Origin of the sequence: Haematospirillum jordaniae, assembly GCF_001611975.1 — a bacterium.
Lineage (GTDB): Bacteria > Pseudomonadota > Alphaproteobacteria > Rhodospirillales > Rhodospirillaceae > Haematospirillum > Haematospirillum jordaniae.
Map to the genome: position 1 here is coordinate 385,547 of NZ_CP014525.1, position 26,581 is coordinate 412,127.

Below are 26,581 nucleotides of genomic sequence, written 5' to 3' on the forward strand. Positions count from 1 at the left end.
GAGTCAGCGATAATAACTTGGGATTTCCGGTTATGAGCATCACAAAAATCAGGGCTTCCATCGTTGGTATCACCGGCTATACCGGCGTGGAGCTTTTACGGATCTTACTGGCACACCCCAATGTCAGGATTGCGCAACTTACCGCGCGCGTGGAACAAGAAACCCCTATTGGTGAGATCTTCCCTCACCTTGCACATCTGCCACACATCGTCACGCCTTGCCCAACCGATATACTGATTGCAGACAGCGATGTGGTCTTCATCTGCCTGCCACACAAAGCGGCGCAGAACATCGTGGCTGAACTGCACGGAAAGGTAAAAGTCATCGATCTTTCAGCCGATTACCGACTGGACGATATAGAACAGTACGAGAAATACTACGGTCCGCACAGACATCCCCATCTGCTGAGGGAAGTCGTCTACGGTGTCCCAGAAATCAGCGGACACACGGCAATAGCCGGCGCCTCCACCGTATCAAACCCCGGCTGCTTCGCTCTCCTTATGCAGCTTATGCTGCTGCCGTTCAGGGGGCACATTGCACAAGCCGATCTTTTTGCCATAACCGGATCGAGTGGTGCCGGGAAAACGGCGTCAGACACAACACATCACCCTGTCCGCAGCCATAACCTGAAGTCCTACAGCATCAATACGCACCGTCATATTGCAGAAATTGCGCGCGGGGCAGGCATAACGGAAGCACAGCTGAACTTTGTGCCAAGCTCGGGCCCCTTTGTACGCGGTATCTTCGCACAAGGCTTCGTGACGCTAAACAGCCGATCTACAGCCCCGGCCTCCCTCCTGCCAAGAAAAGAAAATCCCGGACCCTACACAAAAGCACCGTTTATCCGCCTACAAGAGACGGTAGAGGCGGCTCATGTCGTGGGATCAAACTACTGTGATCTCAGCTATCAGCTTGGCAAAAACGGACAGATTCTGGTTCAGGGTGCGCTGGACAACGTTGTGAAAGGTGCCGGCGGAAACGCTATTCAGAACATGAATATCATGTTCGGACTGAGTGAAACGACAGGGCTGGATACGCTTGCACCCGTGTACCCGTAGCCACAACACACCAGCCGCACAGGACATCAGGCAACGGTATGAAAAGGATAAAAACGGTGACAACACTCAAGACAGGGACCGGGGCTGATCTGCTGCCCGATAAACCAGACATCCGGAAAGCAAACAAAACAGTAATGCCCCAGTTTTGCATCAATGCCTTCTACGAACGTAAATTCCGTGACACCCTGTTCGTTATAAAAGCCGGCGGCAGGGTCATAGAAAATGATACTGCACGACAGAACCTTCTGGAAAATATACGGGACTTGACCCTGCATGGCGTAAGGGTTCTGCTGGTTTACGGTGGCGGCTCTGCCATGGATGCAGAGGCAGAAAAACGCGGCATCACCATAAACAAGCACCAAGGACGCCGCATCACAACGCCGGATGACCTGAATGTCATGATCGATGTTCTGGGAGGACGCCTCTCGCTTGCAGTCTATCAGGCAATGGCACGGGCCAGTCTGGAAGGCATAAGCCTGAATGCGGTACCACCAGACTGGATGAATGTGGAACTCCGCCCAAAGGTACCGGTTGATTTTGGCCTGGTGGGCGATATCAACACTGTAGCTGCCCGTCCGCTGCAACGCCTGTTCAAGGTGACACGTTTTGTCGCCTGCCCCTGCCTGGCCATGACAGAAGATCATCACCTTGTGAATATCAATGCCGACACCGTTGCCACAGCACTGGCGATTGGTACACAGGCGCAGAAACTGATCTTCCTCTCTGATGTTGATGGTGTGCAGGTTCAGGGAGAAACCGCCCTGATGATTATGGCAGAGGATATTCCGGGGCTGATTGCCAACGGCACCGCAACAGGAGGCATGAAAGTCAAGCTGGAGAACTGCCTAAAAGCCTTACATGGCGGGGTCCGCCGCATTCACCTGATTTCCGGACTGCGAAGAGACGCCCTGAGAAAGGAAATCTACGAACCTGTCAGCCCCGGCACCATGCTGATCAGGGAATCCGAACGCATGCATTACCTGAATGAAATCGAGGCCCAGGCGGCTTTAGGTGGGGAGCTGGCAGGGTAACAATGGCAAGCACAACACAAGATCTCATCGACCACACCTTTAATCTCTTGGTCAGAACCTATGAACCCCAGCCCGTGGCGATGGATTACGGATGTGGCATCTACGTCTATGATACCGAGGGGAAGAGGTATATCGACTGTGCTGCTGGCATAGCGGTAGCCTCCCTTGGACATGCGCATCCCGCTGTACTCAACGCCCTGCAAACACAAGGCAGGCGGCTGATGGCTGTCCAGAATTCCTACGCAACACCGGAAAGGCTAAAAGCCGCAGAACTGATCGTCACAACATCCTGTATTGATCGCGTATACTTCTGCAATTCCGGGACCGAAAGTGTCGAAGCGGCCCTGAAATGCGCCCGCAAGTGGGCCAGCGAAACAAAGGGCACCGCCTGCAACGAAATTATCACATTCCGGAATTCGTTCCACGGACGAACCTATGGCGCCGCCAGCGTAACAGAGAAATGCCACGCCCAACCATTCTTTGGCCCCTATCTCCCCGGCATCAAATGGGCCAAGTTCAATAATCTTGAGAGTGTGAACACCCTGATATCGGACAAGACCGCCGCGATCCTTGTCGAACCCGTGCAGGGTGAAGGGGGGCTGACTGTGGCCAAGCCGGCATTCCTGCACGGACTGCGAGCGCTGTGTAATGCGCATGACATCTGCCTGATCTTTGACGAGGTGCAGTCCGGCTTCGGAAGACTCGGTTTTCTGCATGCACATCAAGCCTTTCCCGACGAGAATGGCGCTATACCCGAACCGGATATCATCACCTGGGCCAAGGGCATGGGCGGGGGATTCCCTGTCGGGGCCATGGGAGCAAGGGAACGGTTTGGACAAGCCCTTGTTCCCGGTACACATGGTTCCACCTATGGCGGAAATCCTCTCGCATGCGCGGTGGCCCATGCTGTCATTTCGGAAATACAAAAACCCGGCTTCCTGGAACAGGTCAGGGGTGTTGGGAAAGTTCTGCAGAGCGGCCTGCACAGGCTGCAAAGAAAAAGCACCCTGATCAGCGATGTTCGGGGAAAGGGGCTGATGATCGGGATGGAAACCCCCATGGAGGTCAAATCACTGATCCATGCCCTGCGGTCCAACGGACTGATGACCACCCAAGTCGGAAAGAACACGGTGCGCATAACGCCACCACTAACCATGACCAACGACCAGGCACAGGATGTTCTGGAGATCATTGAGAAAACACTGGGAGACCTTCAATGACACCAAACCCACCACGGCACTTCATAAACCTGTCAGAGATTCCGCCCGGCACACTGCGTGGTCTTATCCAGCATGCACGTCAGCTGAAAGCTCTCAAACACCAGCCGCCTCAAATGTTTGCTGGTCTTTCTCTTGCCATGTTGTTTGACAAGCGATCAACACGCACACGCGTATCCTTTGAAGTAGCGATGAAACAGCTTGGTGGCCACAGCGTCGTGATGAGCAAAGAGGAATCCCAGATAGGTGGTGCTGAGAGCATTGAAAGCACCGCCAAGGTCCTGTCCCGGTTTGTTGATGCCATCATGGTGCGCATGAGCAACCACAGAGCACTGGAAGAGCTGGCCCGCCATGCCACCATTCCGGTGATCAATGGTATGACAGATCGCTCACATCCCTGCCAGATCATCGCCTCCCTGATGACGATCGAGGAACACTTGGGCAGCATCAACGGGCGTAAACTGGCTTGGTTCGGGGATTACAACAACGTTGCCAGAACATATGCACTCGCAGCGCCCCTGTTCGGGTATGAGATGGTTGTCAGCGGACCGAAAGAGGTCATGCCTCCTTCTCCCGACTTTCCTTATGAGCCAGACCCAAAGAAAGCCGCCCGTCATGCCGATGTCCTGATCACCGACACGTGGGTATCCATGGGACAGGAAGGTAAGGGCATTGAGCCGTTCTGGCCCTATCAGGTCAACAGAACCCTGATGTCACTGGCACAGCCCCACGCTATTTTCACGCACTGCCTGCCGATCCACGAGTGGGAAGAAGTATCCGAAGAGGTCGCAAAATCATCAGCATCTGTCATATACGATGAGGCAGAAAACCGCCTGCACGCCCAGAAAGCTGTTCTGGCATGGTGTCTGGAAGACGCGGGGGTCAAGATTCCCCGACCGGAACACAGTCACATGGAGCGCAACCCGTCATAACGATACCGTCCGAACAAAGTATCCGCCTTCTGCCCTTCCGGCGACAGGACAGAAGGCGGAGCAACAGACCACTTTGTTTCCGGACTGGGTACCGTGTGTCACATGACCGCATTCACAGCCCCAAAAAGATGCTTTTCTGTCACCATCACGAATATTCAGGAACCCGCTCGTCCTGCCGGTCATACGCTGCCGTTATCTTTTCCTGATAATTGTTCACCCAGCGCCGCTTCTTGTCATCATATCGCCAGTAACGACTGCTCTTGATGCCGCATTTTACTAAAAACTGAAGCTTCCACCTGCACGACGTCAGAAGATGACCATAAGGCGTATAGCGCTTGTAATCATTGTAGTCTTCCTCAAGACCGCAAGCTGATGCCCGTTCTTTCAGCCGTTCAAAACGCGCAACATAGCTGCACATTCTATCGGCCATCTTCTGCTGATTATCATCGTCAAGGCCTCTAATTGCAGACTGATCAAGGAATCTTAGGCTCTGGATTGTCTTTTCAACATCCTCTTCCCCATACCCTGACAAATCGAAACGGCTGAAGGACGGATCTGCACATTCACGGATCATAAGCGCGTGCCGTTGCAATTGCCGATCAAGACTTGCCAGATGCCCCCTGAAGTCACTTCTTTCCATATTTCTGAGTTCCTCCTTAAAGATTTTCGTCTGCTCCTCGACCTCCCCGCGCTGCAACTCCATTTCCTTTTTTTGCAGACTCAAAGCCCTTTGCTGGAGAATGACAGCAACAAGCGCCCATATCAGGGCCAAGGGAGAGAAAAAGCCTGAGATAAATTCCCCCCGTTCATCCAGCGGCATTCCACGCCACGTCTTTATACCCGCCCCCGGTGAATATAATTCATATGCAAACACAATCATGCACAGAAGCGAAAGCGCTGCGGCTAACCAGAACACTGTTAATCGAAAATCACGGTCTGTTTTATGGATCATTCTGCAATCCCCCCATATTGCATCAATCTATCCAATACATTGGATCATCTTGGCATTATTCCACCCTAGAAAATGCATAAGACAAAATACATGATCTTGCCTCATAAGAAAGAATCTCATGTCAAATCATGGTATTATTGTGGCTGGGCAAGGCGCAGAAAGAGCAGGAGCTGCTCCTGTCTCGCAGAAATGTGGTCAAACGCAACGGGCGTTCTGTAAACTTCTTATAAATCAATGCTTTAGATGGCGGAGAGGGTGGGATTCGAACCCACGGTACCCTTGCGGGTACAACGGTTTTCGAGACCGTCCCGTTCGACCGCTCCGGCACCTCTCCACCTTGATCCGCTATCTTTGTTTATCGACAGCGGCTACCCCGAAATTTCTGGTTTTTCTGCAAAAACCGCGGTCGTCGGAGGCGGCGGACCATATCGCGGGCAGCATAGTCTTGCAACCCCTGTTTTTATGAGGAATGACCTGAGAAGGCAGCAACAAAACCTCAAGACCTCATAACAAGGGCCCGAATCGCTGTAGAATAAGGGATCACAGCCCGCAAAAAGACAAGTGCCCGCGCCTGAGGGGGGCCAAAACACGCACCCGAAACCTCACAACACCCTCCCTTCCAAGCCATAATTACGGAGATATTTCAGTACCTGACAGAAAAGTCGGGGCAAACCGGGGGGTTTTTCAGCCTCCCCCATTGACAGTTGGGGTCGCGTGCGTATTATTGCGCCCTCTTTCAGCGGGTTGCCCAATGGCTTCCCGCCCCATGATTATAAAAAAGGTTGCAGCACCATGTTCGCAGTCATCAAGACCGGCGGCAAGCAGTACAAGGTCGCCAAGGATGACATCATCGCAGTTGAGAAAATCACTGCAGATGCGGGTTCATCCGTGAAGTTTGACCAGGTCCTGCTGGTCGGCGACAAGGTCGGCGCCCCCGTGGTGGACGGTGCCTCCGTCACCGCCGAGGTGCTGGAACAGTTCCGCGACGAGAAGGTGATCGTTTTCAAGAAAAAGCGTCGCCAGAACTATCGCCGCAAGAATGGTCACCGCCAGGCTCTGACCTTGGTGAAGATCACCGGCATCAGCGGCTGAATTCGCTGGTTCGGTCAGATAAGGGAGCAGAGAAATGGCTCATAAAAAGGCAGGCGGCTCTTCGCGTAACGGTCGCGATACAGAGGGCAAACGCCTTGGTGTGAAGAAGTTCGGTGGCGAAGCTGTCATTCCGGGCAATATCATCATCCGTCAGCGCGGCACAAAGTGGCACCCGGGTCAGGGTGTGGGCTTAGGTCGTGACTACACCATATTTGCCACCGTAGAAGGCAATGTGCAGTTTCGTCAGGGCTTCAAGCGTCGCACCTACGTCTCTGTCGTTCCGGCTGCACAGGCTGCTGAATAGAGCAAGAATCGGGAGAAATCCCTTTTCATTATCGGATACAGTCCCTGATAGACTGTAACGACCGACAGGGGAATGGAGAGTCCATTCCCCTTTTTGGCGTCCAAGCCGACAGCATGCATCGCAGGGGCTCTGCCTCTGAAGCTTCTGTGCTTTTCGCGGCAGACAGGACGTTACACAGCATGAAAGACGGGCAGAAAGCACATGAAGTTTCTGGACCAGGCCAAGATCTATATCAAATCCGGCGCCGGCGGAAATGGCTGTGTCAGTTTCCGGCGGGAAAAGTTCATCGAGTATGGCGGCCCTGACGGCGGTGATGGCGGCTGCGGGGGCGATGTCATCATAGAAGCCGTCCAGAACCTGAATACCCTGATCGATTTCCGCTATCAGCAGCACTTCAAGGCTGAACGCGGAATTGGTGGGGCTGGGCGCAATATGACAGGTCGTGATGGGCACGATTGCGTCATCAAGGTTCCGGTCGGAACCCAGGTACTGGATGCCGACCAGCAAACGGTTCTTGCCGACATGACAACGCCGGGACAACGCACAGTACTTCTGAGGGGCGGAAATGGTGGCTGGGGCAACGCGCGCTTCAAGTCATCAACAAACCAGGCACCCCGCCACGCCAATCCGGGGGAGCCCGCCAAGGAAGCCGAAGTGTGGCTGCGCCTGAAACTGATTGCCGATGTCGGGCTGGTTGGCCTTCCCAATGCCGGCAAGTCTACGTTCTTGGCTGCGGTTACACGGGCACGCCCCAAAATTGGCGACTATCCATTTACAACCCTGCACCCCAATCTTGGCGTCGCCCAGATTGACGGGGATGAATACGTCATTGCCGATATTCCCGGCCTGATAGAGGGAGCCCACGAAGGTCATGGTCTGGGCGACCGTTTTCTGGGTCACGTTGAACGAACAGCCGTTCTCCTGCATCTGGTCGATGGAACCCAGGATGACCCTGCCCAAGCCTACCGTATCGTACGGACCGAACTGGAAGCTTATGGCGGGGGCCTAGCTGACAAACGTGAGATCATCGTCCTGAACAAGATTGATGCTCTGTTCCCGGAGTTAGTCGAAGAGCAGAAAAAATTGGTCGAGGCAGAAGCGGGCAAAAGCGTCTACACGATGTCAGGAGCCGCTGGACTCAATCTGTCTGATATCCTGCGCTTGCTGAACCGTTTTGTTCAGGAAGATCGGGCCGAGCATGGGAGTGCTCCACGCGCAGCCTTGGACACCGGGGTCCGTCGCTATGAAAGGGGGGCCATGCCACCGCTGCCCGATCGTCAGGATGAGTTTGATGAGGACGAGGGAGACTGGTACACGTCTCTTGACGAGAATGGAGAATGGCGTCCATGACGACACAGCGCGACCCTGATATACAGCAACGGACCTTGCAGCAGGCACGGCGTATCGTTGTGAAGATCGGGTCGGCGCTTCTGGTTGATGGACCCAGTGGAACCATCCGTGGGAAGTGGATGGCTTCAGTTGCCCAAGATATAAGGGCTCTGCGCGCCAATGGGACAGAGGTCATCGTGGTGTCGTCCGGCGCTATTGCTGTCGGACGACACCACTTGGGGCTGACAGGTACACGGTTACGACTGGCAGAAAAACAGGCCGCGGCCGCAACGGGGCAAATCCGCTTGGCCCATGCGTGGCAGGAAGCCATGGCTGAACACGGGATCACTGTTGCACAGATCCTTCTGACCTTGGGTGATTCCGAAGATCGTCGCCGCTATCTGAATGCACGCAATACACTGGATACCCTGATCCGGCTTGGGGCATTACCGGTTGTCAATGAAAACGATACCGTTGCCACCCAGGAAATACGCTTCGGCGACAACGACCGCTTGGCAGCCCGGGTTGCAGAAATGGTGGCGGCGGATACGCTGGTTCTTCTGTCCGATATTGATGGTCTCTATACAGCCGACCCCTCAACGAACCCCTCGGCAAGCCTGATTCCCGAGGTTCGGGAACTAACACCCGATATTATGGCCGCAGCCGGGGGATCGCGTCCCGGCGTCGGAACAGGTGGCATGGTCACAAAACTGATGGCAGCCCGCATTGCCATGAATGCCGGCTGTGCCATGGTAATTGCCAGTGGCCACACCCTTCACCCACTGGCAACTATCAATCAGCCCGGTCAGCGAACATGGTTTCTGCCCTCAGGAACTGTACCACCGGCGCGCAAGAAATGGATTTCCGGTTCTATAGCCCCCATGGGATGCCTTGTTGTCGATGCCGGGGCTGCGCAGGCCCTGCAGGACGGCGGATCACTCTTGCCGGCAGGCGTTACCCGTGTTGATGGAGAGTTCTCCCGCGGTGATACGGTTCGCATAATGGGCCCGGACGGGTCTGTTCTAGGCCATGGCCTGTCCAACTATACAACAACAGAAGCGCGACAGATCATGGGTCGCCACAGCACGGATATTGCCAACATTCTGGGCTGCCAGGGACGCAACGAGCTGATACATCGTGATGACATGGTCATTGACCCGATACGGGGGGCACAAGGTGAACGCGACAAACAGTCTTTCCTTGGATGATATTGGACAAAAAGCGCGGCAGGCACAGTCCGTTCTGGCAATAGCCCCGGGTGCGGCCCGTAACTTGGCATTAACAGAGGCTGCACAGGCCTTGCGGATTGATCAGAACCTTATTCTGGATGCCAATGCGCACGATCGTTCGGCGGCACAGGCGGCGGGTATCACGCCATCCATGCTAGACCGCCTGAGTCTTGACGCTCATCGCATCGAGGCTATGGCCCGTAGCCTGGAAGATATTGCATCACTGCCGGATCCACTGGGGACTGTGCTGGCCAGCTGGGAACGCCCGAATGGCCTGCGAATTTCCCGTGTCCGTGTTCCTCTGGGGGTCATTGGGGTCATTTATGAAAGCCGCCCCAATGTAACGGCTGACGCCGGGGGGCTCTGCCTGAAGTCCGGTAACGCTGTCATCCTAAGGGGGGGCTCGGAAAGCTTCCATTCATCACAAGCCATCTTGGGGAGCCTGCATACCGGCCTCAAGAAAGCGGGCTTGCCGGAAGAATGCCTACAGATGATACAGACAACGGATCGTGCTGCCGTGGGCACGCTACTGCGCATGGATCGCTATGTCGATGTTATTATTCCACGCGGTGGGCGGTCCCTAATTGAACGTATCACGGCCGAAAGCAGGATTCCTGTTCTGAAGCACCTAGACGGGATCTGCCACACCTACCTTCATGCCGCAGCTGATCCCGATATGGCCGTATCCGTCGTGCTGAATGCCAAGATGCGCCGTACCGGCATCTGCGGCGCAACAGAAACGCTTCTGGTTGATCGCGCGGTTGCTCCCGCGCTTTTGCCATGCGTGGCCGCAGCACTGGCAGAACGCGGATGCGTACTGAAGGGCGATCCGGATGCCTGTACCCTTGTGCCCTCCATGCAGCCCGCCCATGATGACGACTGGGATACGGAATACTTGGATGCGATCCTGTCAATCCGGATTGTGGAGGGGCCAGATGAGGCCATCCAGCACATCCAACACCATTCCAGCCACCATACCGACGCCATCATCACCGAAGACGCCGGTGTTGCTGAACGCTTTCTCAACACAGTTGATTCCGCCATCGTCATGTGGAATGCATCAACCCAGCTTGCAGATGGCGGAGAATTTGGCATGGGTGCCGAAATTGGCATAGCGACCGGAAAACTGCATGCCCGGGGGCCGGTTGGGACAGAGCAACTGACAACATTCAAGTACCACGTGCGCGGTAACGGACAGTGTCGGGCATAGACCTGACATTTCCCGGCCCGGTACCCAGCCGGGGCGACCATCGCCGGCGGAAGATCGGGCTTCTGGGGGGATCTTTCAATCCGGCTCACGACGGACACCGCCATATCAGCCTAGAAGCGATTCGCCGGCTGGGCCTGGATGAGGTCTGGTGGCTGGTATCACCGCAAAACCCGCTGAAACCAAGGGCGGGCATGCTCCCCCTTCCGATCCGGATCGAAAAAGCACGCCATATAGCCCGCCACCCCAGAATCCGGGTCAGCAGCCTTGAGAGCCATTTGCCCTCCCGCTTTACAGCCAATACCCTACGTGCCCTGAAAACCCGATTCCCGGCGGCCCAATTTGTCTGGTTGATGGGAGCGGACAATATGCTACAGATACCGCACTGGTATCGTTGGCCTACAATCTTTTCCCTGGTCCCCGTTGCGATTCTGGACCGGGGTGAATATGCTGGAAGAGCCTTGGTTGGCACAGCCGCCCAGCGCTTCCTGCGGTTCCGTGTTGCGGCATCGCAGGTCAGTGATCTGGCAGGCAAGACACCACCGGCATGGGCTTTCCTGCGGATACGGCTCCACCCGGCCTCATCGACGGCAATACGGAGCCAGAGAAGGAAGCCAGAGGAACCGACCTGAAGTGCCGAACCCGGATACCAGAGACAAGACGGCTATGCCAGAGGAGAGAATCATTCATACGACCCCTGCACCACAGTCCCACAAAGATGGTCTTCCAGGCCTGATCGGCGACTGCCTCGACGCCAACAAGGCCGAGCACATCACAGTTATCGATATTCGCGACAAGACGTCAGCGGCCGATACCATGATCATTGCATCCGGGCGTTCCCCGCGTCATGTATCAGCCTTGGCGGGCCATGTTGTCGATATGCTCAGGGAACACGGCATCCGGGCAGCAACCGAAGGACGCGAAACCTGCGACTGGGTCCTGATCGATGCCGGTGATATCTTGGTCCATCTGTTCCGTCCCGAAGTCAGGGCATTCTATAATCTGGAAAGAATGTGGGGCGGCGGCAATGCACCTGTACCGGAAAGCATGGTGCATAGAAACAGCGGAAACTGGGAAGTGACGGCGTGACCAAAGGCATCTCGAAATCGGGAGCGCAATGATGCCTTTTGTAATCGCAGCGGTAGGCCGGTCCCGCCCGGGGCCGGAACGGGCGCTATATGAACACTACCTGTCACGCCTGCGCGAATCTGTGCTTTTAAGAGAAGTCGAAGAGAAGAGACCCCTCCCAGTGCCCGACCGCATGGCCCGGGAGGGGAAGCTTCTATTATCCTGCGTCCCAACGGGATCAAAGGTTGTTGTTCTAGACGAACGTGGGCGCATGCAGAGCAGCAGAGACTTTGCCTCTGCATTAGAGCGGTGGCTAGGTGAAGGGATCTCAACAATTTCCTTCCTCATCGGAGGTGCTGACGGCCACGATTCTGCCGTCAGGGACCGCGCCGACCTGTTGCTGGGATTTGGTAGCATGACTTGGCCGCACATGCTGGTACGCGGTATGCTGGCCGAGCAGCTGTACCGGGCAAAGTGCATCATGGATAACCACCCCTATCACCGGGACTGATCTCTCCTATTTCTCCTCGCGATGGTCGCAGACACGGGGCCGCTCCGCATTGTTACGCAGGACAGAGGAAATCTCATCCCGGCTGATGCGGCCATCGCGATCAAGGTCAAAAGCCTCGAGTCCATCGTCATAGGACATAAACTCATCCAACGTGAGCAAGCCATCCTGGTTCAGGTCTATAGCCCGATACATCCAGACATGGTGCTTCTCACGCATGGTCTCGTTCTTGGGATGGACCCACAGATGATCCGGGCTGCTCCGATATCCCTGCATCCACTCAGCCCGGTCAAGAAACCCGCTGTGATCTCCATCAAGATGATGAAACCTTGCGTTACGCACTGCCGATCGCTCATCGCGCGCAATTATCCCGTCATGACTCGGGTCAAAGACCCGCAGGATAGCCTCCGCCCGATCCTCATAGGGAGAGGATAAGACTTGGGAAGAAAGTAATGAAAAACAAGATACAAATGATCCAATAAAAAAGGCCAGATTCCGTACCCTCATCATGGAGACTCCTTTATATGGACTAAAGACATGAAATAGAACGTTGTCATACAAACATGACACCCGTATTATAGAATAATATTCGTAGACACTCCGTTATGCATAAATTATATTTCATGCGGCCATGTACAAGACATCGAAAATAATAGCATCAGCCTTATGCGTTGTTCTCTTGGCTGCGCCCCCCGCTTACTCACGCTCCTACAGCCACGAGCAAGCCCGGAACGCCCTAGAAGCTGGAGAAATTGCCTCTCTCCGTGATGTTGTGACAACGTGCGAAGCTGATTTTTCCGGCCGTATTGTACAGGCCGATCTTTCAAGGGATTTCAGAGGATGGGTCTACAATCTCAAAATGCTCACCCCAAATGGAAGCATTTTGAAGATGCGCTACGATGCCCTTACCAAAGAGCTGGTCAGTGCACGCGGTCACGATCTTGTCCGCTGGTATCGGGGGGAACCCGCTGCACTTGCAGAAGTGGCATCTCCCGGATCCATACGATCACGCGTGAGAGAGGAGCCACCCACGCACCCCACAACAATGGGGCATATAGCACGTGCGGCGCCATGGTATCACAAACTACTGCAATGGCTGGAACCCGACATAGACGGACCACCACCACCGTCTTCACTGGAACCAGACCTTCCTCTTCCACCAGAGGACCGGACAAAACGGTAGCGCCGCATTAAAGAACGCCACAGTATCCAGAAAGAACTCGTTTATGCGTCTTCTTATTATCGAAGATGAATCAGCATTGCAGTCTCAGCTGTTCCAGACCCTGCGGAGCTACGGCTATGCCGTGGATGTATCTGCGGACGGAGAAGATGGCCACTTCTTGGGGGAAAGCATACCCTTTGATGCCATCGTTCTTGACTTGGGACTACCCGGCATTGATGGACTGAGCATCCTAAAAAAATGGCGGGAATCAGGAATCAATACACCTGTACTGATTCTGACTGCCCGCTCCAGCTGGCAGGAAAAAGTTGATGGCATTGACGCCGGAGCCGACGACTATCTCGCAAAGCCATTTCGCATGGAAGAACTTCTGGCCCGTATCCGCGCATTGATCCGTCGCTCCAATGGCCATTCATCCAATGAACTGGCATGTGAGCCCGTTCAACTGGACACACGAACCGGGCGCGTTATGGTCCGTGACAAGCTTGTTCCCCTGACAAGCCACGAATATCGGGTTCTAAGCTACCTAATGCATCATCAGGGCCGAATCATTTCGCGCAGCGAATTGACGGAGCATCTTTATGCCCAAGACTTTGACCGCGACTCCAACACAATAGAAGTGTTCATCGGGCGGCTAAGACGCAAACTTGGCTGCGACATTATCCAGACTGTCCGCGGCCTTGGCTACCGAGTCTTACCAGAAAATACAATCCAGAGAACAGGATCCTGATCTCTGTGACCAAAACACCTGCACAGAATCGAAACCCATCTTTACGGGTACGCCTTCTCGTCGGAGCCGCACTCTGGGTCAGCATGGCCTTAGCCATTGCGGGCTTCGGCCTGCAGGCCCTGTTCGAGAACTTTGTGCAGGGCCAGATGGTCAGCCGCCTGTCTGTCATTCTTGATCACATTGCTGCCAACATCGACATCGATACCGACGGTCAGGTTACCCTGCTGTCCCGACCGGCAAATCCGCTTTTTCAACGCCCTCTTTCAGGGCTTTACTGGCAAGTGGAATACGGGAACAAGGTCATTTTGCGATCCCGTTCACTCTGGGATGAGCAAATGGACCTTCCCTACTCAGCAAGCCCACTTGATGGATCAATACAGGTCGAGTACGCCGGTGGACCAGGACAATCCAAGATCTTGGCCGTCACGCGGTTTATAACCCTACCGGAAACACATCGGCTGTTTCGCATTGTCGCGGGAACAGACGAACGCAGTCTGGAGCGGCTCTTCACCAGATTCTGCCGCATTATCACTATTGCTCTTGGCCTTCTGGCCATTGGAATTACAGCTGCCGTCTGGGGACAGATAACATTTGGTCTGGCACCCTTCAGGCACCTACGGCAATCCTTGGCCGATATCCGCAGCGGAAAAAACAATACTCTGGAAGGCCGCTGGCCGATAGAAGTTGTTCCCTTGGTCGAAGATCTGAACGCGCTTCTCCTTCACCACGACAAGATGGTAAGAAATGCACGCACTCACGCTGGCAACTTGGCCCATGCTCTGAAAACACCCTTGGCCGTCATTATGAATGAATCGGACCGGCTGGGCAAACAGGGACAACATCAGGCTGCACGTCTTCTGAAGCAGCAAACAGAAGCCATGCAACGCCATATTGAACACCATCTGGCACGGGCACGGGCCCAAACATCAACAAAGACACGGAGCCTGCGCACAGCACCAGAACCATCCATCGAGCGTCTGTGCCGGACCATGCGCCACCTTCACAAAACAGACATCAAGGTTAACCTTGACGAACACTGCCCCTCTTTTTGCGGAAACCAAGAAACGCTGGAGGAAATCATCGGCAACCTCCTTGACAATGCCTGCAAGTGGTCAAGAGGCCAAGTCATTGTACAGGCGGGGTCAAATGTTGACGGTGAGTTATCGATAAGCGTGGATGATGACGGCCCCGGCATACCGGACTCACATATCGACGCAGCCCTGCACCGCGGACATCGCCTTGATGAAAGCAAACCAGGCAGTGGACTTGGGTTGTCGATTGCGGACGACCTTGCCCGAACAGCGGGAGGATCTCTGCACCTTGGGCGCTCCACAATTCTTGGAGGCCTTATGGCACATGTGATCCTCCCCGCATCAACTGCGACGTGTCCTCAACAGACTGAACGTGCCTACAGCGCGGTAGAACCTGCAGAGGCCGCCTCTTCTCTCTCCAGAATCAAATGACTGGACGGGCTGTACTTGTTACTAGCACCGGAAGCAGCATCAATCACCACACCAATACCACCACCAAGAATAATGTTACCGAATGTCATGGCTGCAACATCAGACTCTACTGTAATCTCAGCCGTACGATATCCCTCTTTCTCGCAACGCACCAAAATATCGAGTTTCGTTTTATCAACCTTCACGGCCCCTGGCGTTGTCACCTGCCCGATGACACGACCATCCCGGTGCAGGGTGCACAGAGCACCCTGAGGGGTCGTTCCAAAAGAAAGATCCTGTGTTGTTCCTTCAATGATCGATGAACAGGCTGATGTCAGCATGACAAGCAGAGACGTAGCAAGAAAACGTTTCACAAAAACCCCCCATAATTAATTATAATCAATAACAAATACCCTATTAAGGCACCAAGAACGCATTGAGCAAGTAGAATCTTAGAATGAAATAAATTACCGATATTCTATTGAAAATTAATATTGGCAGGGCTTGGTTGATTCTTCCCCAGCCGCTATGATGGCACATTCAGCGCCATGCCCTTGCCAACCCGGGAGAGTTTCTGACGTGAGTTTACATACCCAAGACACAACCGTTGCCGACGGGCTTTCCGCGACAGCCTCATCCCTGCGTGCTGCACTGAACTATGTATCGGCGCGCGATGAGTTGACCTGCCCGGACAGCGTGATCAACAATGCCCGCAACGACGAACCTGTTTTTGTGCTGCGTGCCCGCGACATGGTTTCAACAACGACGATAGAGTGGTGGATCTGGTGCGCACGCAATCGTGGGGTGCCTACAGAAAAGCTTGAACGTGCCGAACGTCAGCGCCGCGCCGCTGACCTCTGGATTGAAAAACGACTACCTGTACAATCAGACCCAGATGGCCGGGCCTGTGTACGCGCCGCACGATCCGAAAGGGAAGATCAAACCTCGGTCCTGAACTCAGCCCACCCGGATGAGCCCGTGTTCGTAATCGTTGCATCGGATGCTGTTGCTGCAGAAGTTGTTGAGTTCTGGGCTTTTATGGCTGAACGCCACGGCGCTCCCAGCAGAAAGATTGAAGGGGCCATGGAAGTGGCAAAAGCCATGGCACGCTGGGCCGAAAAAAGGGTTGTTGGCTTCACCCCTAGGCGTATATCCTCCTCGGCGTCAGTTCAGGAGATACCAAGACCACGCCACAGAACCAGCATGCAGCTCGTCTGCATGGAATGCGGCCACAGGGAAACTGTGGGGACTCCGCCTTATGACGAGGAAATGCTGACAACTGTCCGCGAAATGTGCGAGGGGGCCTGTCCATCCTGCGGGGCCGAACCCAAGCAGGACAGCGTCGGTCGCACAACACGCGTTCTAACCACCGAAATGGCTGAAACACCCTGAAACGTGTTGTTTCGTCCTTTCTCCGCTCAACCCCGCTGTGAGGATACCTGCGGGCATGTTGCACTTGCTTCGCTCTCTTGCCAATCTTTTGGGCGGTTTGGCCTTGCTGGCCACTGCCTACGGCTTTCTTGGCACCTTGCTGTCCGTCCGGCTGTCGCTGGAAGGCTACTCCGAGACCATCTCCGGTAATGTTCTCGCCTGCTTTTATGTCGGGCTGATTGCCGGATCCTTCCTAGCCAAGGGCTTTATCGCGTCGATCGGACATATCCGCTACTTGTATGTCATGATTATCGGGTTTGCTTTGGCCGCTTTGGCCCATAGCCTTGTTGTTGACCCCATTGTATGGGGAGGGCTGCGTATTGTGTCAGGCTTCTGCATGGCGGGCTCCTTCGTCGCACTTGAAAGCTGGCTGAATGCCAAGGCCAACAACCAACAACGCGGAACCGTCTTGGCGATCTATATGCTGACTGCCTATCTGTCTGTTGGCGGTGGACAGAAGCTGATCACGGTAGCCGACATCGGGGATGATATTCTGTTCTTCTTGGCAGGGGGCATTGCGATACTGGCCCTTGTGCCCGTCATGTTGACTCGAAACGCAGAACGCCCCGCACGTCCGGAACCCGAGAAGATCGGTCTCTCCGCTCTTATGTCCACACCACGCCTTGGCATGATTGGCGCTACCGTATCGGGGATCCTGCTCGGGTCTTTTTACAGCATGATGCCCCGCTATGGGGTCGAGGTCGGCTTAGATGCAGAGGGCGTATCAACCTTGATGCTGTGCGGCTTCTTTGGTGCCATGGTTTTCCAAATACCTGTGGGTAAACTGTCAGATCGCATCAACAGGCGCCATGTCATCTTGGCTGTCAGCCTGCTTCTGACTGGCCTTTCCATTGTTCTGACAGCCATAACCGCCACCAGCCTAGACTCTTCCACCTTCTCGGGATTGACATTCCTGTCGGTGGTGTTTGTGTTCAGTGGCATGCTATTCGTGGCATTTCCGCTTTCGATATCCTATTCGAATGACCGCGCAGCTCCAAGCAAGCTGGCTGCAACGGCCAGCGCCATGAATCTCTTCAATGCCATTGGCTGCGTGGCGGGCACACTCTTGGCAGCCAAGGCCATGGAGGTAACAGGTCCATTGGGCTTCTTCATCTTCATCGCCGCATGTGGCGTCTTCATGTCTGTTGTTTGCCTTGTGCAGAAAGATAATTGCCACATGGCAGCAACAGATACCCCGCATGGGGATGCAATGGCAGCTGAGCCGATTGCCCTGCACCGGACCGTTCCGTCCGGACTGGAAGAAGCCGGACAAAGACGGCGCAATGTCGGGTGACATTGCCCGTCATCTGTCGGGCCATGCTCCGAGGACATGGCAAAGGATGGTTTCGGGTCGTCGACTAAATCTCGTCGACCCGTCACCTCTGGATGTGGAAATAACCGATATTGCCCTTGGCCTATCCCGCAACAGCCGCTGGAACGGGCAAACCATTGGGCCACACGCATGGTCCGTTGCGCAGCACAGCGTCTTTGTTGTGGACATTATGAAACGGTTCAGGCCCCGCCCAGAACCAAATCTTTTGCTTGCCGGACTCCTCCATGATGCACCGGAATATGTCACACATGACCTGGTTACCCCCCTGAAAGCCGTTGTAGGGAATGTCTTCCGCGAGGTTGAAAACCGACTGATGTGTGCAATCCACGTACGCTTTGGCTTGCCACCTTGCCTTTCCACCCCGGACAAGACCCGGATCAAGAAGGCAGACCTGATAGCGGCAGCGACAGAAGCAGTTCAACTTGCAGGATTTTCTTTGCACGAAATTCGCCCTGTCTTGTCGATCAAGGCCAAACCAGCACCATGGGCCCACCTGCTGCCTCTCCCGGCTACAGAGGCAGCCCATCTCTTTCTGGACACATTCTCCGAACTTCACAAGGCCTTGCAGGCTTCCTGAGCACCCCTGGTTCCTATGGACCGGGTGTACACCGTCAGGATACTAGGGTTATCTGTATGCGTTGCAACACCTGCGCTGTGCACTGCACAACGTCATTGTTGCTTGTGCGCAAGTTCCGGATGGATGTCTCTGGAGAAGGACGCCCCCGATGTCGCTCTCGCTGCTGCTTTTCATGGATACAACTGCAATACATGGCAGCCCCGGCCTTGCCGCCTTTGGGGTCCTCTTTCTTGCCATCTGCACGATGATGTCCTTCCACCTTTTGACAACACGATCAGAACAGGCTGGAATAAGGCGCAAAATCGACACATTGGGGCCCGTTGTCCTGTTCAGCTTTGGGGTACTGGGTGGCTACACAACAACCTTCTTGGCCTTGCCAACAGCGCTGGAGCCAGGCTTTCATCCCCTCATTCTATCGCTGGGGCTTGTTATCGGGGTCCTCGCCGCCTATGCCGGCATGAGCCTCATCGACACAACAGAAGCCAACCTGCCACGCAGTGCGCTAGCTGGCGGAACCGTTGCCTTGGGGCTGTGGGCAACATTCTACTGTATCCTGGAGTCAATGCTGATCATACCGGATCTGGAATATGACCCCGTCCTGTCTGTCAGCGCATTGTGCATCACAGCTTTGATCTGTAGCGCCGCTTTTGTAACCTTCCCCCGAACGCACGGCCCGGAAAAGACAGTCCTGATTGCAGGGCTTCTGATGATCGGTGGCATTGTAACCCTGTATGCCATGGCATTACCGTCTGTTACCGTGCTGCCCCGGTCACGGTCGCTTGTATACATCCACAAGCTTGATCGTGAAACCATGGGCATCCTGATCGCCATTACGGCATCCGTAATCGGTATTGCCCTGTACAGCATATGTGTACTGCTGCGATGGCTGACCCATAGCAGTGCCCCCCACTCTTCTCCAGAACAATCCGGACAGAAGACCGAAGAAGAACAGCAGCCAACGTCTTTAGGAGGACGGGCTTCCTTTGAAAGCCGACTGGAACGGGCTATTACACGTGCGCACCGCTCAGGACGCCAGACAGCCGTTCTCCTTCTCAGAATTGATGGCCCGGCCTTACCGGAGAGCGGTAAAAACCAGACACTGCGGCCATGCCTTCCGGATATTCTGGCAGCTAACTTGACCTTGTGCCTGCGAACCCGTGACTCCTTGTCCGATTTCGGTAACAACCGTTTTGGTATCTTGGCCGAAGACTTGGTCGATGCTGCCGAAGCCGGAGCCTTGGCGGGACGTGTCCTTGACTGCCTGAATGACGCCGCAACCGCAAACAGTAATGACTGCGGTATGACCGGGGCGATCGGTATTGCCGTATGTCCCGATGACGGCAGCACGGCACAGGAGCTATTAAGCCGGGCTGAAACAGCCATGCTGTCCATTACAGAAGCTGGGTCGCAAAGCTATGCGTTCTTTACCCCGGAAATGAATGCCGGCAACCCGGATATGCTGTCGCTCCCCCATCTGCTGCGCCTTGCTGTGCGCCATCGGCAGTTCCGGCTTCTGCTCCAACCTAAATACCGGTCTGAAGACAACAGCATCGCGGGGGCCGAGGCTCTTCTGCGCTGGAATCATCCCAGCCGCGGCATGCTGGCACCCGTGCATTTTATAGGCTTGGCAGAGCACCTTGGCATCATGCCCGAGATTGATAGCTGGGTCGCCCGTGAAGCCTGTCGAATCCTCAAGCGCTGGCAATCCATGGGGGCTCCTTTTGATACGCTGGATCTCTCCATCAACGCCAGACCGCACCTCTTCAGTGAGGAGACCTATGCGGCAATGCTTGAAAAGACATTGAAAGAAACAGACATCAATCCTGCACGGCTGTTAATCGAAGTAGCGGCCATGCACAGGGAAGACACTACACAGTCCCCTGAAGAAACCGCCGCCGCCCTCCGCTCTCTTGGCGTTGGGGTTGCCCTTGAGCATTTCGGGACGGGGTGGTCGTCCTTGGCTTATCTGTGCACGGTCGCCGCGCGTGAAGTCAAAGTGGACCGAGCCTTGCTGCAAAATTTGAGCCCGGGCTCAAATGCAGAGAAAGTCATGCAGTCGATCCTGTCACTGATTCACACACTCAACATGAAGGCAGTTGTCGAGGGCGTGGAAACGCTGGGTATGGCAGAGCACCTGCGCAGCTTGGGCGTGAACGCGCTTCAGGGCTACGCGTTCGGACAACCGTGCCCGCCGAATGTCTTTGAGACAACCGTGTTCGAAACAGCGCGGCGCCTGAAGCAAGGGAAACCATCCGAGGATAACACGTCCTCAACTGGTCCACGGTAACAAGCTGCATCAAATAGCCAATGCTTTCTTGAGGTTGATACCCCGTGCCTTCAGGCCCTTGGCAAGCTGGTCCGTATAGGTCTCAAGCACCTTGACCCGGGCATAGCGTTTGGAATTGGCCTCGACCAAGGTCCAGGGCGCATTGCGTGTCGATGTCCGCTCGATCATATCATTGACCGCATCCTGATACTGGTCCCATTTCTCACGGTTCCGCCAGTCTTCGTCTGTCAGCTTCCACGCCTTCCATGGCGTATTCTGGCGTGCCGTAAAACGGGCCATCTGCTCTTCAGGGGTAATGTGCAGCCAGTATTTGCACAATACGGTTCCGAACTCGGACAGCTGTTCCTCAAAGGCGTTGATCTCGGCATAAGCCCTCATCCACTCGTCCGTACGGGCGAACCCCTCTACCCTCTCGACCAGAACCCGCCCGTACCATGAACGGTCATAAATGGTTACTCGACCGGCACGGCTGATATGACGCCAGAAACGCCATAAATAATGGCGGGCCTTTTCTTCATCCGTAGGTGCTGCTGTTGGTATGACCTTGTACTCACGAGCATCCAGCGCTGATACCACGCGGCGGATCGCACCACCCTTTCCACCGGCATCCCAGCCTTCAAACACCAGGACGCTGGAAACACCATAAGCACGTGCCAGACGCGATAACCCGGCAAGGCGGCTGCGACCGGCACGAATGCGCTCGGCATATTCAGCAGGCTCCAGGTCCAGACTCATGTCCAAGGCATCCAGAATGGTCGGCTGCTGGGGCAATGACACGGACAAAAGACCGGCGTCCGCCTGCGCTCCGGCACGCTTGCGTGTTTTGGCCGCAGCCGGAACAGAGCGACCGGCACGTGCAGCACTCTCATCTTTTTTCACAGTATCCAGCAGCTTACGGCGCAGATCTCGTGCTTCAAGATGCCGGACCAGAGCATCACGCAAGGTCATCAGCAAGGTCAGGGAACGATACCGGACATCTTCGCCTTCAATGATCGTCCACGGGGCGTGTCCATCGCTGGTCATGCGAATAGTACGCTCCGCAGCCGCAATGAAATTGTCGTACATCTCCCAATGCTTCCAATCGCGCTTGGTCACCCGCCAAGCCTCATGGGGCTTTTTCTCCAGCTTTCTGAGGCGACGCCGCTGGGCATCACGACCAAGATGCATCCAGAACTTCAGGATCAAGGCCCCATCATCAGCCAGCATTTTCTCAAAATGAGCAATCCGCGCCAGTTGCTCGTCCATCTCGGCCAAGGAAATACGCTCCCAAGCCCTATCCATTACCGGGGCAGAGTACCAAGACCCCATGAACATGCCGATACAGCCGCGTGGTGGAAGATCTCGCCAGTACCGCCAAGCAGATGGCCTCTCCCGTTCCTCATCCGAAGGATCCCCGTAAGCGGACGTCGACATCCAGCGCGGATCAAGCCACTCGCTGAGAAGGTTTATGCTCTCGCCTTTTCCGGCCCCATCAACCCCGGCAAACACCAAGATAACCGGGAAATCGGCATAACGAAGCGTCTGCTGGAGCGTAATCAGCTCAGTGCGCAACGCCGGTGTTACGGCGTCAAACTCTTTCCTGGAAATCTTGCGCCCCAGTTCAGCGGTTCGAAACATCGATTCTACCCCCGGTGAGAAATCCAGAATGCGGACAGCTGCGGTGACAGCCCTCTCCCTGCCGTCATATTGCCGGTTTCGGGGGCTTTTATCCACATCAAGGATGAGGTTTTTTCCATTACGTTGGCTTGGGTCTGGATTTACACAATCTTCCGTGACATACGTAGCCACCGCCCACCTGAATACAGACAGGAAATTGTCTGGAAAATTCTCGTTGTGTGCGCCCTGTTTTTCGGCCTGCCCCTGTGTCTGGCAGACTGTGTTTGAATGGAGGATCTTTATGGCTGTTCGCGTTGCAATTAACGGTTTTGGTCGTATTGGCCGCTTGGTTCTGCGCGCCTTGGTCGAATCCGGCCGCAAAGATATCGAGGTCGTGGCTATCAATGACCTAGGACCGGTTGCTACCAATGCCCATCTTCTAAAGTATGATTCTGTTCATGGCATCCTGCCAGCTGATGTTCGTGCAGCCGATGACAGCCTGATGATCAACGGAACGACCATCCGCTGCTTTGCCGAACGCGATCCGAAGGCCCTGAAGTGGGGTGATCTTGGTATTGATATTGTTGCAGAATGCACCGGCATCTTTTCAGACCGCGACAAGGCTGCCGTCCACCTAGACAATGGCGCAAAGCGGGTTCTGGTTTCCGCACCGTCGAAGGGAGCTGATCTGACTGTTGTGTATGGCGTCAACCATAACAAAATTACAGCTGATCACAAGGTCATCTCGAACGCATCCTGCACCACAAACTGCTTGGCCCCGGTTGCCCATATCCTGCACCGTGAATTCGGGATCGTGAAGGGGTTCATGACCACCGTGCATGCTTACACCGGCGACCAGAACACCGTGGATACCCTCCACAAGGATCTGTACCGTGCACGCGCTGCGGCCATGTCGATGATCCCAACCTCGACAGGGGCTGCCAAGGCTGTTGGTGAAGTGCTGCCGGAACTGAAGGGCAAGCTGGATGGCGTGGCCGTGCGCGTCCCGACAGCCAATGTTTCCTTGGTGGATCTGAAGGTTATGCTGGGCAAGGCAGCCAGCGTCGAGGCTGTCAACGCCGCCATGAAGACCGCAGCAGAGGGTGAGCTGAAGGGGATCCTCGGCTATTACGATCTGCCCCTTGTCTCGATTGATTTCAACCACAACCCGAACTCATCATCCTTTGCTGCCGGTGGCACAAAGGTCATGGACGGGGACTTCCTGCGTGTCATGTCGTGGTATGACAACGAGTGGGGCTTCTCCAACCGGATGCTGGATACAGCCGTAGCCATCGGTAAGACGCTGTGACCTGACACTCTGAAAAGCCCTGCCCGACGTGTGCAGGGCTTTTTCTTCCTTTTTGTACCGGCCTTTTGCGGACTGCACCATGCCAACTTTCAAGACAATTGATGACCTTGACGTACAGGGAAAATATGTTCTGGTCCGTTCAGACCTGAATGTGCCCATGAAAGACGGACAGATTACGGACTCAACCCGGATCCAACGCTCTGCCCAGACCCTTACCGAACTGGCCCAAAAAGGCGCCAAGGTCGTTGTCATGTCACATTTCGGGCGCCCAAAGGGAGAGCGCGTCCCGGCCATGAGCTTGCGCCCAGTTGCCAGCGCCCTGTCTACGGCAACAGGCTTCCCGGTTGCCTTTGCCGAAGACTGTATCGGCGTGACCGCCAAAACGGTTGTCAACGGCATGGGACAGGGTGACATCGTCCTGCTGGAGAATCTTCGTTACCATAGCCAGGAAGAGAAGAACGACCCTGACTTCGCAAGAGCTCTTGCCGAATTGGGCGAGCTTTACGTCAATGACGCGTTCTCAACCTCGCACCGCGCCCACGCTTCAACCGAGGGACTAGCCCACTTGCTGCCGGCAGCAGCCGGGCGCTTGATGCAAGCTGAGCTGGAAGCTCTGGGACGGGCACTGGAACGCCCCGAGCATCCGGTTGGCGCAATTGTAGGCGGAGCCAAGATCTCGACCAAGCTGGACCTGCTTGGCAACTTGGCACAACGAGTTGATCTGCTGGTTATTGGTGGCGGCATGGCCAATACCTTCCTACATGCACAGGGCATCCAAATTGGCAAATCCCTGTGCGAAAAAGAGATGGCAGAAACAGCACGGGCCATCCTAGACAAGGCAGAAAAATCCAAATGCACCGTTGTTCTGCCTACTGATGTTGTTGTGGCCAACAGCCTGAGTGAAACAGCAGAACGGCAAGTTGTTCCGGTACATTCTGTACCGGAAGACCAAATGATTCTGGATATCGGGCCGGATTCAGCCCGCGCTCTGTCCGATCGTCTGGCATCCTTCCGGACCCTGGTCTGGAATGGCCCCCTGGGTGCTTTCGAGATAAAGCCTTTTGATGCTGCAACCAACTTGGTGGCCCAGGCTGCCGCAGACCTGACGCGCAAAGGAAACCTTCTGACCGTTGCCGGTGGCGGGGATACGGTCGGCGCCTTGGCCAATGCCGGGGTTCAGGACCAGTTCTCCTACGTCTCCACAGCGGGGGGCGCATTCCTGGAATGGCTGGAAGGACGCGACCTCCCAGGTGTCAAAGCCTTGGAAGCCTGAAAGCAGAACAGTCAGGGGGGGGAAGTGCGTCGCGGTGGCCGTCAGGTCGGGCGGGGGAGGGAATGACCCGACGGCCACCGGAAGCACGCGGCATTCCGGGCGGGAGGGATAGCCGGCTTCCCGAGCGCGGAAGGAAAACCGACATTCGCCCTTTTCAGCCACGCCTGAGCGGCACAGCTGGCTGCCTGCACGCTGCGCGGGGTAGTCCCCTCGCACAACAGGGGACAGCAGGTTCCGTGCCAACAAGCCCAAGACCGGACAAAACCGGCGGCAAGCGCAGTTGGGAAGGGAAAACACCCACCGGAAAACAGCAATTCCCGCACTTTGCAATGCATCCTGCAACGCAGGAAGAAACCACCCGTTAGCCCTGCTCGTCCAAGCGGTCCACCAGCGCCAGAATATCCACAACGTTTGTAGCTTCCTGGCGCAAGGCATCGGCAACACACCAGAAAGACAGCCCGTTTTCAACGCTGATATCCCCGCGCAGGCGGGATACAAAGACGGGTTCCTCGCCAGAAGTCTCGGCAGGGGTGACGTATCCCTCCTCCACCCGGTGATCGACAACCGATACGCTGTCGCTCTCACGCAGGATTTCCCTGACCGCCTGCTCGGAGACGGGGGATTCGCACTGGATATTGATGTAAGCCGCAGCACCCACAAAAGCAGCCACGCGGGCACAGTTCACGTGGACGGCTGTACCCGGCAACATCCGGGCCAATCCGGCTGCCGCTTCATCTTCGGCCTCGGTTGCTCCCATATCAGAGAAAGACCCGACCTGGGGAATCACATTGAACGCAATCTGTTTGGGGAAAATCTCCCGGCTCGAAGCTGGCGGCTCGTTGACATAAATACCACGGGTCTGGCGGAACAACTCGTCCATCCCTTCGCGTCCGGCTCCGGAAGTGGATTCGTAGGTTGAGGCCACAACCCGCACAAGACCAAAGCGGTCATGCAACGGGGCAAGCACTTTTGACACCATCAGAGCCACAGGCGATGGAGCCGCAATGACACCCTTCTTTTCCGCACGGTCAACATTGGACGGATTCACTCCGGCCACCACCAGCGGGACAGACGGATCACGCCGAAAGTGCCCGCTGAGATCAATGACTAGGGCACCAACCCGCATGGCACGAGACGCAACAGCAGATGCATCACGTGGCTCCGTTGCCAGAACAACACGGTCCGATGCCCGGAAATCAAAGGTCTCGTGACCGGATATCTTCAGCACATCATCGTCACCATAAGAGACTTCACGCCCGATACGGGCCTGACTGTCCAAGGCTACCAGACGGATGACAGGAATATCCCGCTCGGCAAGGGTGTCTAGGATTTCACGGGCCAGATGGCCCGATGCGCCAACCAGAACAATACGGGCAACAGCAGGGGTATGGGAACTCATCAGACTATCCTTCTCTGACAGCAGTCCTTGATCCGGGTACGGGACAGGCCCGGCAGACTCGCCTAGGTCCGCAAGGTATGTCTGTACGGACAACGGA

At 55.4% G+C, this 26,581-nt stretch carries 26 protein-coding genes and 1 tRNA gene; 21 read left to right on the forward strand and 6 right to left on the reverse strand.

Annotated features, from left to right (window positions below):
* Window positions 1-32 precede the first annotated feature (32 nt).
* Genes argC through argF form a run of 4 tightly spaced genes read left to right on the forward strand, consistent with a single transcriptional unit; the run spans window position 33 to window position 4,238 of the window.
* Entirely contained in the window at window positions 33-1,058 is a 1,026-nt protein-coding gene (gene argC, locus AY555_RS01940; protein ID WP_066132724.1) for an N-acetyl-gamma-glutamyl-phosphate reductase, read from the forward strand.
* A 56-nt stretch (window positions 1,059-1,114) separates the two neighbouring features.
* The gene (locus AY555_RS01945; RefSeq protein ID WP_167798452.1) at window positions 1,115-2,089 is read left to right on the forward strand and encodes an amino acid kinase family protein; all 975 of its coding nucleotides are present in this window, start codon (window positions 1,115-1,117) and stop codon (window positions 2,087-2,089) included.
* Between the two features lie 2 nt (window positions 2,090-2,091).
* Complete coding sequence (locus AY555_RS01950; RefSeq protein WP_066132729.1) at window positions 2,092-3,309, forward strand: aspartate aminotransferase family protein; 1,218 nt, start codon at window positions 2,092-2,094, stop codon at window positions 3,307-3,309.
* Window positions 3,306-4,238: an ornithine carbamoyltransferase gene (argF, locus tag AY555_RS01955; RefSeq protein WP_066132732.1), complete on the forward strand. Its 933-nt coding sequence runs from the start codon at window positions 3,306-3,308 to the stop codon at window positions 4,236-4,238. Before AY555_RS01950 ends, argF begins: the two co-directional genes overlap by 4 nt.
* A 145-nt stretch (window positions 4,239-4,383) precedes the next feature.
* On the opposite strand, the gene AY555_RS01960 is transcribed toward argF, so the two are convergent.
* Together AY555_RS01960 and AY555_RS01965 are read right to left on the reverse strand one after the other, a co-directional pair.
* Window positions 4,384-5,190: a hypothetical protein gene (locus tag AY555_RS01960; RefSeq protein WP_156483261.1), complete on the reverse strand. Its 807-nt coding sequence runs from the start codon at window positions 5,188-5,190 to the stop codon at window positions 4,384-4,386.
* A 244-nt stretch (window positions 5,191-5,434) separates the two neighbouring features.
* Window positions 5,435-5,524, reverse strand: a tRNA-Ser gene (locus tag AY555_RS01965).
* 458 nt (window positions 5,525-5,982) lie between these two features.
* Here AY555_RS01965 and rplU point away from each other — a divergent pair.
* The 8 genes from rplU (at window position 5,983) to rlmH (ending at window position 11,930) form a co-directional block, all read left to right on the forward strand.
* Window positions 5,983-6,282 carry a 50S ribosomal protein L21 gene (rplU, locus tag AY555_RS01970; RefSeq protein WP_066132738.1) on the forward strand — a complete coding sequence of 100 codons (300 nt, stop codon included), beginning with the start codon at window positions 5,983-5,985 and terminating at the stop codon, window positions 6,280-6,282.
* A gap of 34 nt (window positions 6,283-6,316) precedes the next feature.
* Window positions 6,317-6,586, forward strand: a complete 270-nt coding sequence (gene rpmA / locus AY555_RS01975; protein ID WP_066132740.1) for a 50S ribosomal protein L27 — start codon at window positions 6,317-6,319, stop codon at window positions 6,584-6,586.
* Between the two features lie 201 nt (window positions 6,587-6,787).
* Window positions 6,788-7,936 carry a GTPase ObgE gene (obgE, locus tag AY555_RS01980; protein ID WP_066132743.1) on the forward strand — a complete coding sequence of 383 codons (1,149 nt, stop codon included), beginning with the start codon at window positions 6,788-6,790 and terminating at the stop codon, window positions 7,934-7,936.
* Window positions 7,924-9,123, forward strand: a complete 1,200-nt coding sequence (gene proB / locus AY555_RS01985) for a glutamate 5-kinase (protein WP_066132745.1) — start codon at window positions 7,924-7,926, stop codon at window positions 9,121-9,123. Before obgE ends, proB begins: the two co-directional genes overlap by 13 nt.
* Window positions 9,092-10,354: a glutamate-5-semialdehyde dehydrogenase gene (locus AY555_RS01990; RefSeq protein WP_066132748.1), complete on the forward strand. Its 1,263-nt coding sequence runs from the start codon at window positions 9,092-9,094 to the stop codon at window positions 10,352-10,354. Before proB ends, AY555_RS01990 begins: the two co-directional genes overlap by 32 nt.
* On the forward strand, window positions 10,342-10,983 hold the full coding sequence (locus AY555_RS01995; RefSeq protein WP_322099087.1) for a nicotinate-nucleotide adenylyltransferase: 642 nt from the start codon (window positions 10,342-10,344) through the stop codon (window positions 10,981-10,983). The genes AY555_RS01990 and AY555_RS01995 overlap by 13 nt, the downstream gene beginning before the upstream one ends.
* Window position 10,984: 1 nt before the next feature.
* Window positions 10,985-11,440, forward strand: a complete 456-nt coding sequence (rsfS, locus tag AY555_RS02000; protein ID WP_245176938.1) for a ribosome silencing factor — start codon at window positions 10,985-10,987, stop codon at window positions 11,438-11,440.
* A gap of 31 nt (window positions 11,441-11,471) precedes the next feature.
* Window positions 11,472-11,930: a 23S rRNA (pseudouridine(1915)-N(3))-methyltransferase RlmH gene (rlmH, locus tag AY555_RS02005; RefSeq protein WP_066132751.1), complete on the forward strand. Its 459-nt coding sequence runs from the start codon at window positions 11,472-11,474 to the stop codon at window positions 11,928-11,930.
* A gap of 6 nt (window positions 11,931-11,936) precedes the next feature.
* On the opposite strand, the gene AY555_RS02010 is transcribed toward rlmH, so the two are convergent.
* Window positions 11,937-12,437: an EF-hand domain-containing protein gene (locus AY555_RS02010; protein WP_082812040.1), complete on the reverse strand. Its 501-nt coding sequence runs from the start codon at window positions 12,435-12,437 to the stop codon at window positions 11,937-11,939.
* A gap of 169 nt (window positions 12,438-12,606) precedes the next feature.
* On the opposite strand from AY555_RS02010, the gene AY555_RS02015 reads away from it, so the two are divergent.
* From AY555_RS02015 to AY555_RS02025, 3 genes are read left to right on the forward strand one after another with little or no spacing between them, the layout of a single operon-like run.
* On the forward strand, window positions 12,607-13,110 hold the full coding sequence (locus AY555_RS02015) for a PepSY domain-containing protein (RefSeq protein WP_156483262.1): 504 nt from the start codon (window positions 12,607-12,609) through the stop codon (window positions 13,108-13,110).
* A 43-nt stretch (window positions 13,111-13,153) separates the two neighbouring features.
* Window positions 13,154-13,837, forward strand: coding sequence for a response regulator (locus AY555_RS02020; RefSeq protein ID WP_066132760.1), 684 nt, complete (start codon window positions 13,154-13,156; stop codon window positions 13,835-13,837).
* A gap of 5 nt (window positions 13,838-13,842) precedes the next feature.
* The gene (locus AY555_RS02025; protein ID WP_066132763.1) at window positions 13,843-15,300 is read left to right on the forward strand and encodes a sensor histidine kinase; all 1,458 of its coding nucleotides are present in this window, start codon (window positions 13,843-13,845) and stop codon (window positions 15,298-15,300) included.
* On the opposite strand, the gene AY555_RS02030 is transcribed toward AY555_RS02025, so the two are convergent.
* On the reverse strand, window positions 15,246-15,653 hold the full coding sequence (locus tag AY555_RS02030; protein ID WP_066132766.1) for a hypothetical protein: 408 nt from the start codon (window positions 15,651-15,653) through the stop codon (window positions 15,246-15,248). The two genes, AY555_RS02025 and AY555_RS02030, sit on opposite strands and share 55 nt — an antisense overlap.
* Window positions 15,654-15,858: 205 nt before the next feature.
* Here AY555_RS02030 and AY555_RS02035 point away from each other — a divergent pair, with 205 nt between their 5' ends.
* The 4 genes from AY555_RS02035 (at window position 15,859) to AY555_RS02050 (ending at window position 20,907) form a co-directional block, all read left to right on the forward strand.
* Window positions 15,859-16,671, forward strand: a complete 813-nt coding sequence (locus AY555_RS02035; RefSeq protein WP_066132769.1) for a hypothetical protein — start codon at window positions 15,859-15,861, stop codon at window positions 16,669-16,671.
* Window positions 16,672-16,726: 55 nt separating this feature from the next.
* Window positions 16,727-18,004: an MFS transporter gene (locus AY555_RS02040; protein WP_066132772.1), complete on the forward strand. Its 1,278-nt coding sequence runs from the start codon at window positions 16,727-16,729 to the stop codon at window positions 18,002-18,004.
* Between the two features lie 46 nt (window positions 18,005-18,050).
* Window positions 18,051-18,620, forward strand: coding sequence for an HD domain-containing protein (locus AY555_RS02045; RefSeq protein WP_245176939.1), 570 nt, complete (start codon window positions 18,051-18,053; stop codon window positions 18,618-18,620).
* Window positions 18,621-18,768: 148 nt separating this feature from the next.
* Window positions 18,769-20,907: a bifunctional diguanylate cyclase/phosphodiesterase gene (locus AY555_RS02050; RefSeq protein ID WP_066132777.1), complete on the forward strand. Its 2,139-nt coding sequence runs from the start codon at window positions 18,769-18,771 to the stop codon at window positions 20,905-20,907.
* Window positions 20,908-20,916: 9 nt separating this feature from the next.
* Here AY555_RS02050 and AY555_RS02055 read toward each other — a convergent pair whose 3' ends face one another.
* A complete protein-coding gene (locus AY555_RS02055; protein ID WP_066132780.1) occupies window positions 20,917-22,524 on the reverse strand; it encodes a polyphosphate kinase in 1,608 nt (535 codons plus the stop codon).
* A gap of 280 nt (window positions 22,525-22,804) precedes the next feature.
* On the opposite strand from AY555_RS02055, the gene gap reads away from it, so the two are divergent.
* A complete protein-coding gene (gene gap / locus AY555_RS02065; RefSeq protein WP_066132786.1) occupies window positions 22,805-23,812 on the forward strand; it encodes a type I glyceraldehyde-3-phosphate dehydrogenase in 1,008 nt (335 codons plus the stop codon).
* A 79-nt stretch (window positions 23,813-23,891) separates the two neighbouring features.
* Window positions 23,892-25,085 (forward strand): phosphoglycerate kinase, encoded by a 1,194-nt coding sequence (locus tag AY555_RS02070; protein ID WP_066132789.1) that lies wholly within the window; start codon window positions 23,892-23,894, stop codon window positions 25,083-25,085.
* Window positions 25,086-25,446: 361 nt separating this feature from the next.
* On the opposite strand, the gene AY555_RS02080 is transcribed toward AY555_RS02070, so the two are convergent.
* Window positions 25,447-26,484: an aspartate-semialdehyde dehydrogenase gene (locus tag AY555_RS02080; protein ID WP_066132795.1), complete on the reverse strand. Its 1,038-nt coding sequence runs from the start codon at window positions 26,482-26,484 to the stop codon at window positions 25,447-25,449.
* Window positions 26,485-26,581: the final 97 nt, after the last annotated feature.

Bases quoted from the DNA above. Each gene is read 5' to 3' on its own strand.
- obgE (WP_066132743.1), top strand. From the start codon at position 6,788: ATGAAGTTTCTGGACCAGGCCAAGATCTATATCAAATCCGGCGCCGGC.
- gap (WP_066132786.1), top strand. From the start codon at position 22,805: ATGGCTGTTCGCGTTGCAATTAACGGTTTTGGTCGTATTGGCCGCTTG.
- AY555_RS02045 (WP_245176939.1), top strand. From the start codon at position 18,051: ATGGTTTCGGGTCGTCGACTAAATCTCGTCGACCCGTCACCTCTGGAT.
- rplU (WP_066132738.1), top strand. From the start codon at position 5,983: ATGTTCGCAGTCATCAAGACCGGCGGCAAGCAGTACAAGGTCGCCAAG.
- AY555_RS01950 (WP_066132729.1), top strand. From the start codon at position 2,092: ATGGCAAGCACAACACAAGATCTCATCGACCACACCTTTAATCTCTTG.
- AY555_RS02050 (WP_066132777.1), top strand. From the start codon at position 18,769: ATGTCGCTCTCGCTGCTGCTTTTCATGGATACAACTGCAATACATGGC.
- argC (WP_066132724.1), top strand. From the start codon at position 33: ATGAGCATCACAAAAATCAGGGCTTCCATCGTTGGTATCACCGGCTAT.
- AY555_RS02040 (WP_066132772.1), top strand. From the start codon at position 16,727: ATGTTGCACTTGCTTCGCTCTCTTGCCAATCTTTTGGGCGGTTTGGCC.
- rlmH (WP_066132751.1), top strand. From the start codon at position 11,472: ATGCCTTTTGTAATCGCAGCGGTAGGCCGGTCCCGCCCGGGGCCGGAA.
- argF (WP_066132732.1), top strand. From the start codon at position 3,306: ATGACACCAAACCCACCACGGCACTTCATAAACCTGTCAGAGATTCCG.
- AY555_RS02010 (WP_082812040.1), bottom strand. From the start codon at position 12,437: ATGATGAGGGTACGGAATCTGGCCTTTTTTATTGGATCATTTGTATCT.
- AY555_RS02020 (WP_066132760.1), top strand. From the start codon at position 13,154: ATGCGTCTTCTTATTATCGAAGATGAATCAGCATTGCAGTCTCAGCTG.
- AY555_RS02055 (WP_066132780.1), bottom strand. From the start codon at position 22,524: ATGTTTCGAACCGCTGAACTGGGGCGCAAGATTTCCAGGAAAGAGTTT.
- proB (WP_066132745.1), top strand. From the start codon at position 7,924: ATGGCGTCCATGACGACACAGCGCGACCCTGATATACAGCAACGGACC.
- AY555_RS01960 (WP_156483261.1), bottom strand. From the start codon at position 5,190: ATGATCCATAAAACAGACCGTGATTTTCGATTAACAGTGTTCTGGTTA.
- AY555_RS02080 (WP_066132795.1), bottom strand. From the start codon at position 26,484: ATGAGTTCCCATACCCCTGCTGTTGCCCGTATTGTTCTGGTTGGCGCA.
- rpmA (WP_066132740.1), top strand. From the start codon at position 6,317: ATGGCTCATAAAAAGGCAGGCGGCTCTTCGCGTAACGGTCGCGATACA.
- AY555_RS02070 (WP_066132789.1), top strand. From the start codon at position 23,892: ATGCCAACTTTCAAGACAATTGATGACCTTGACGTACAGGGAAAATAT.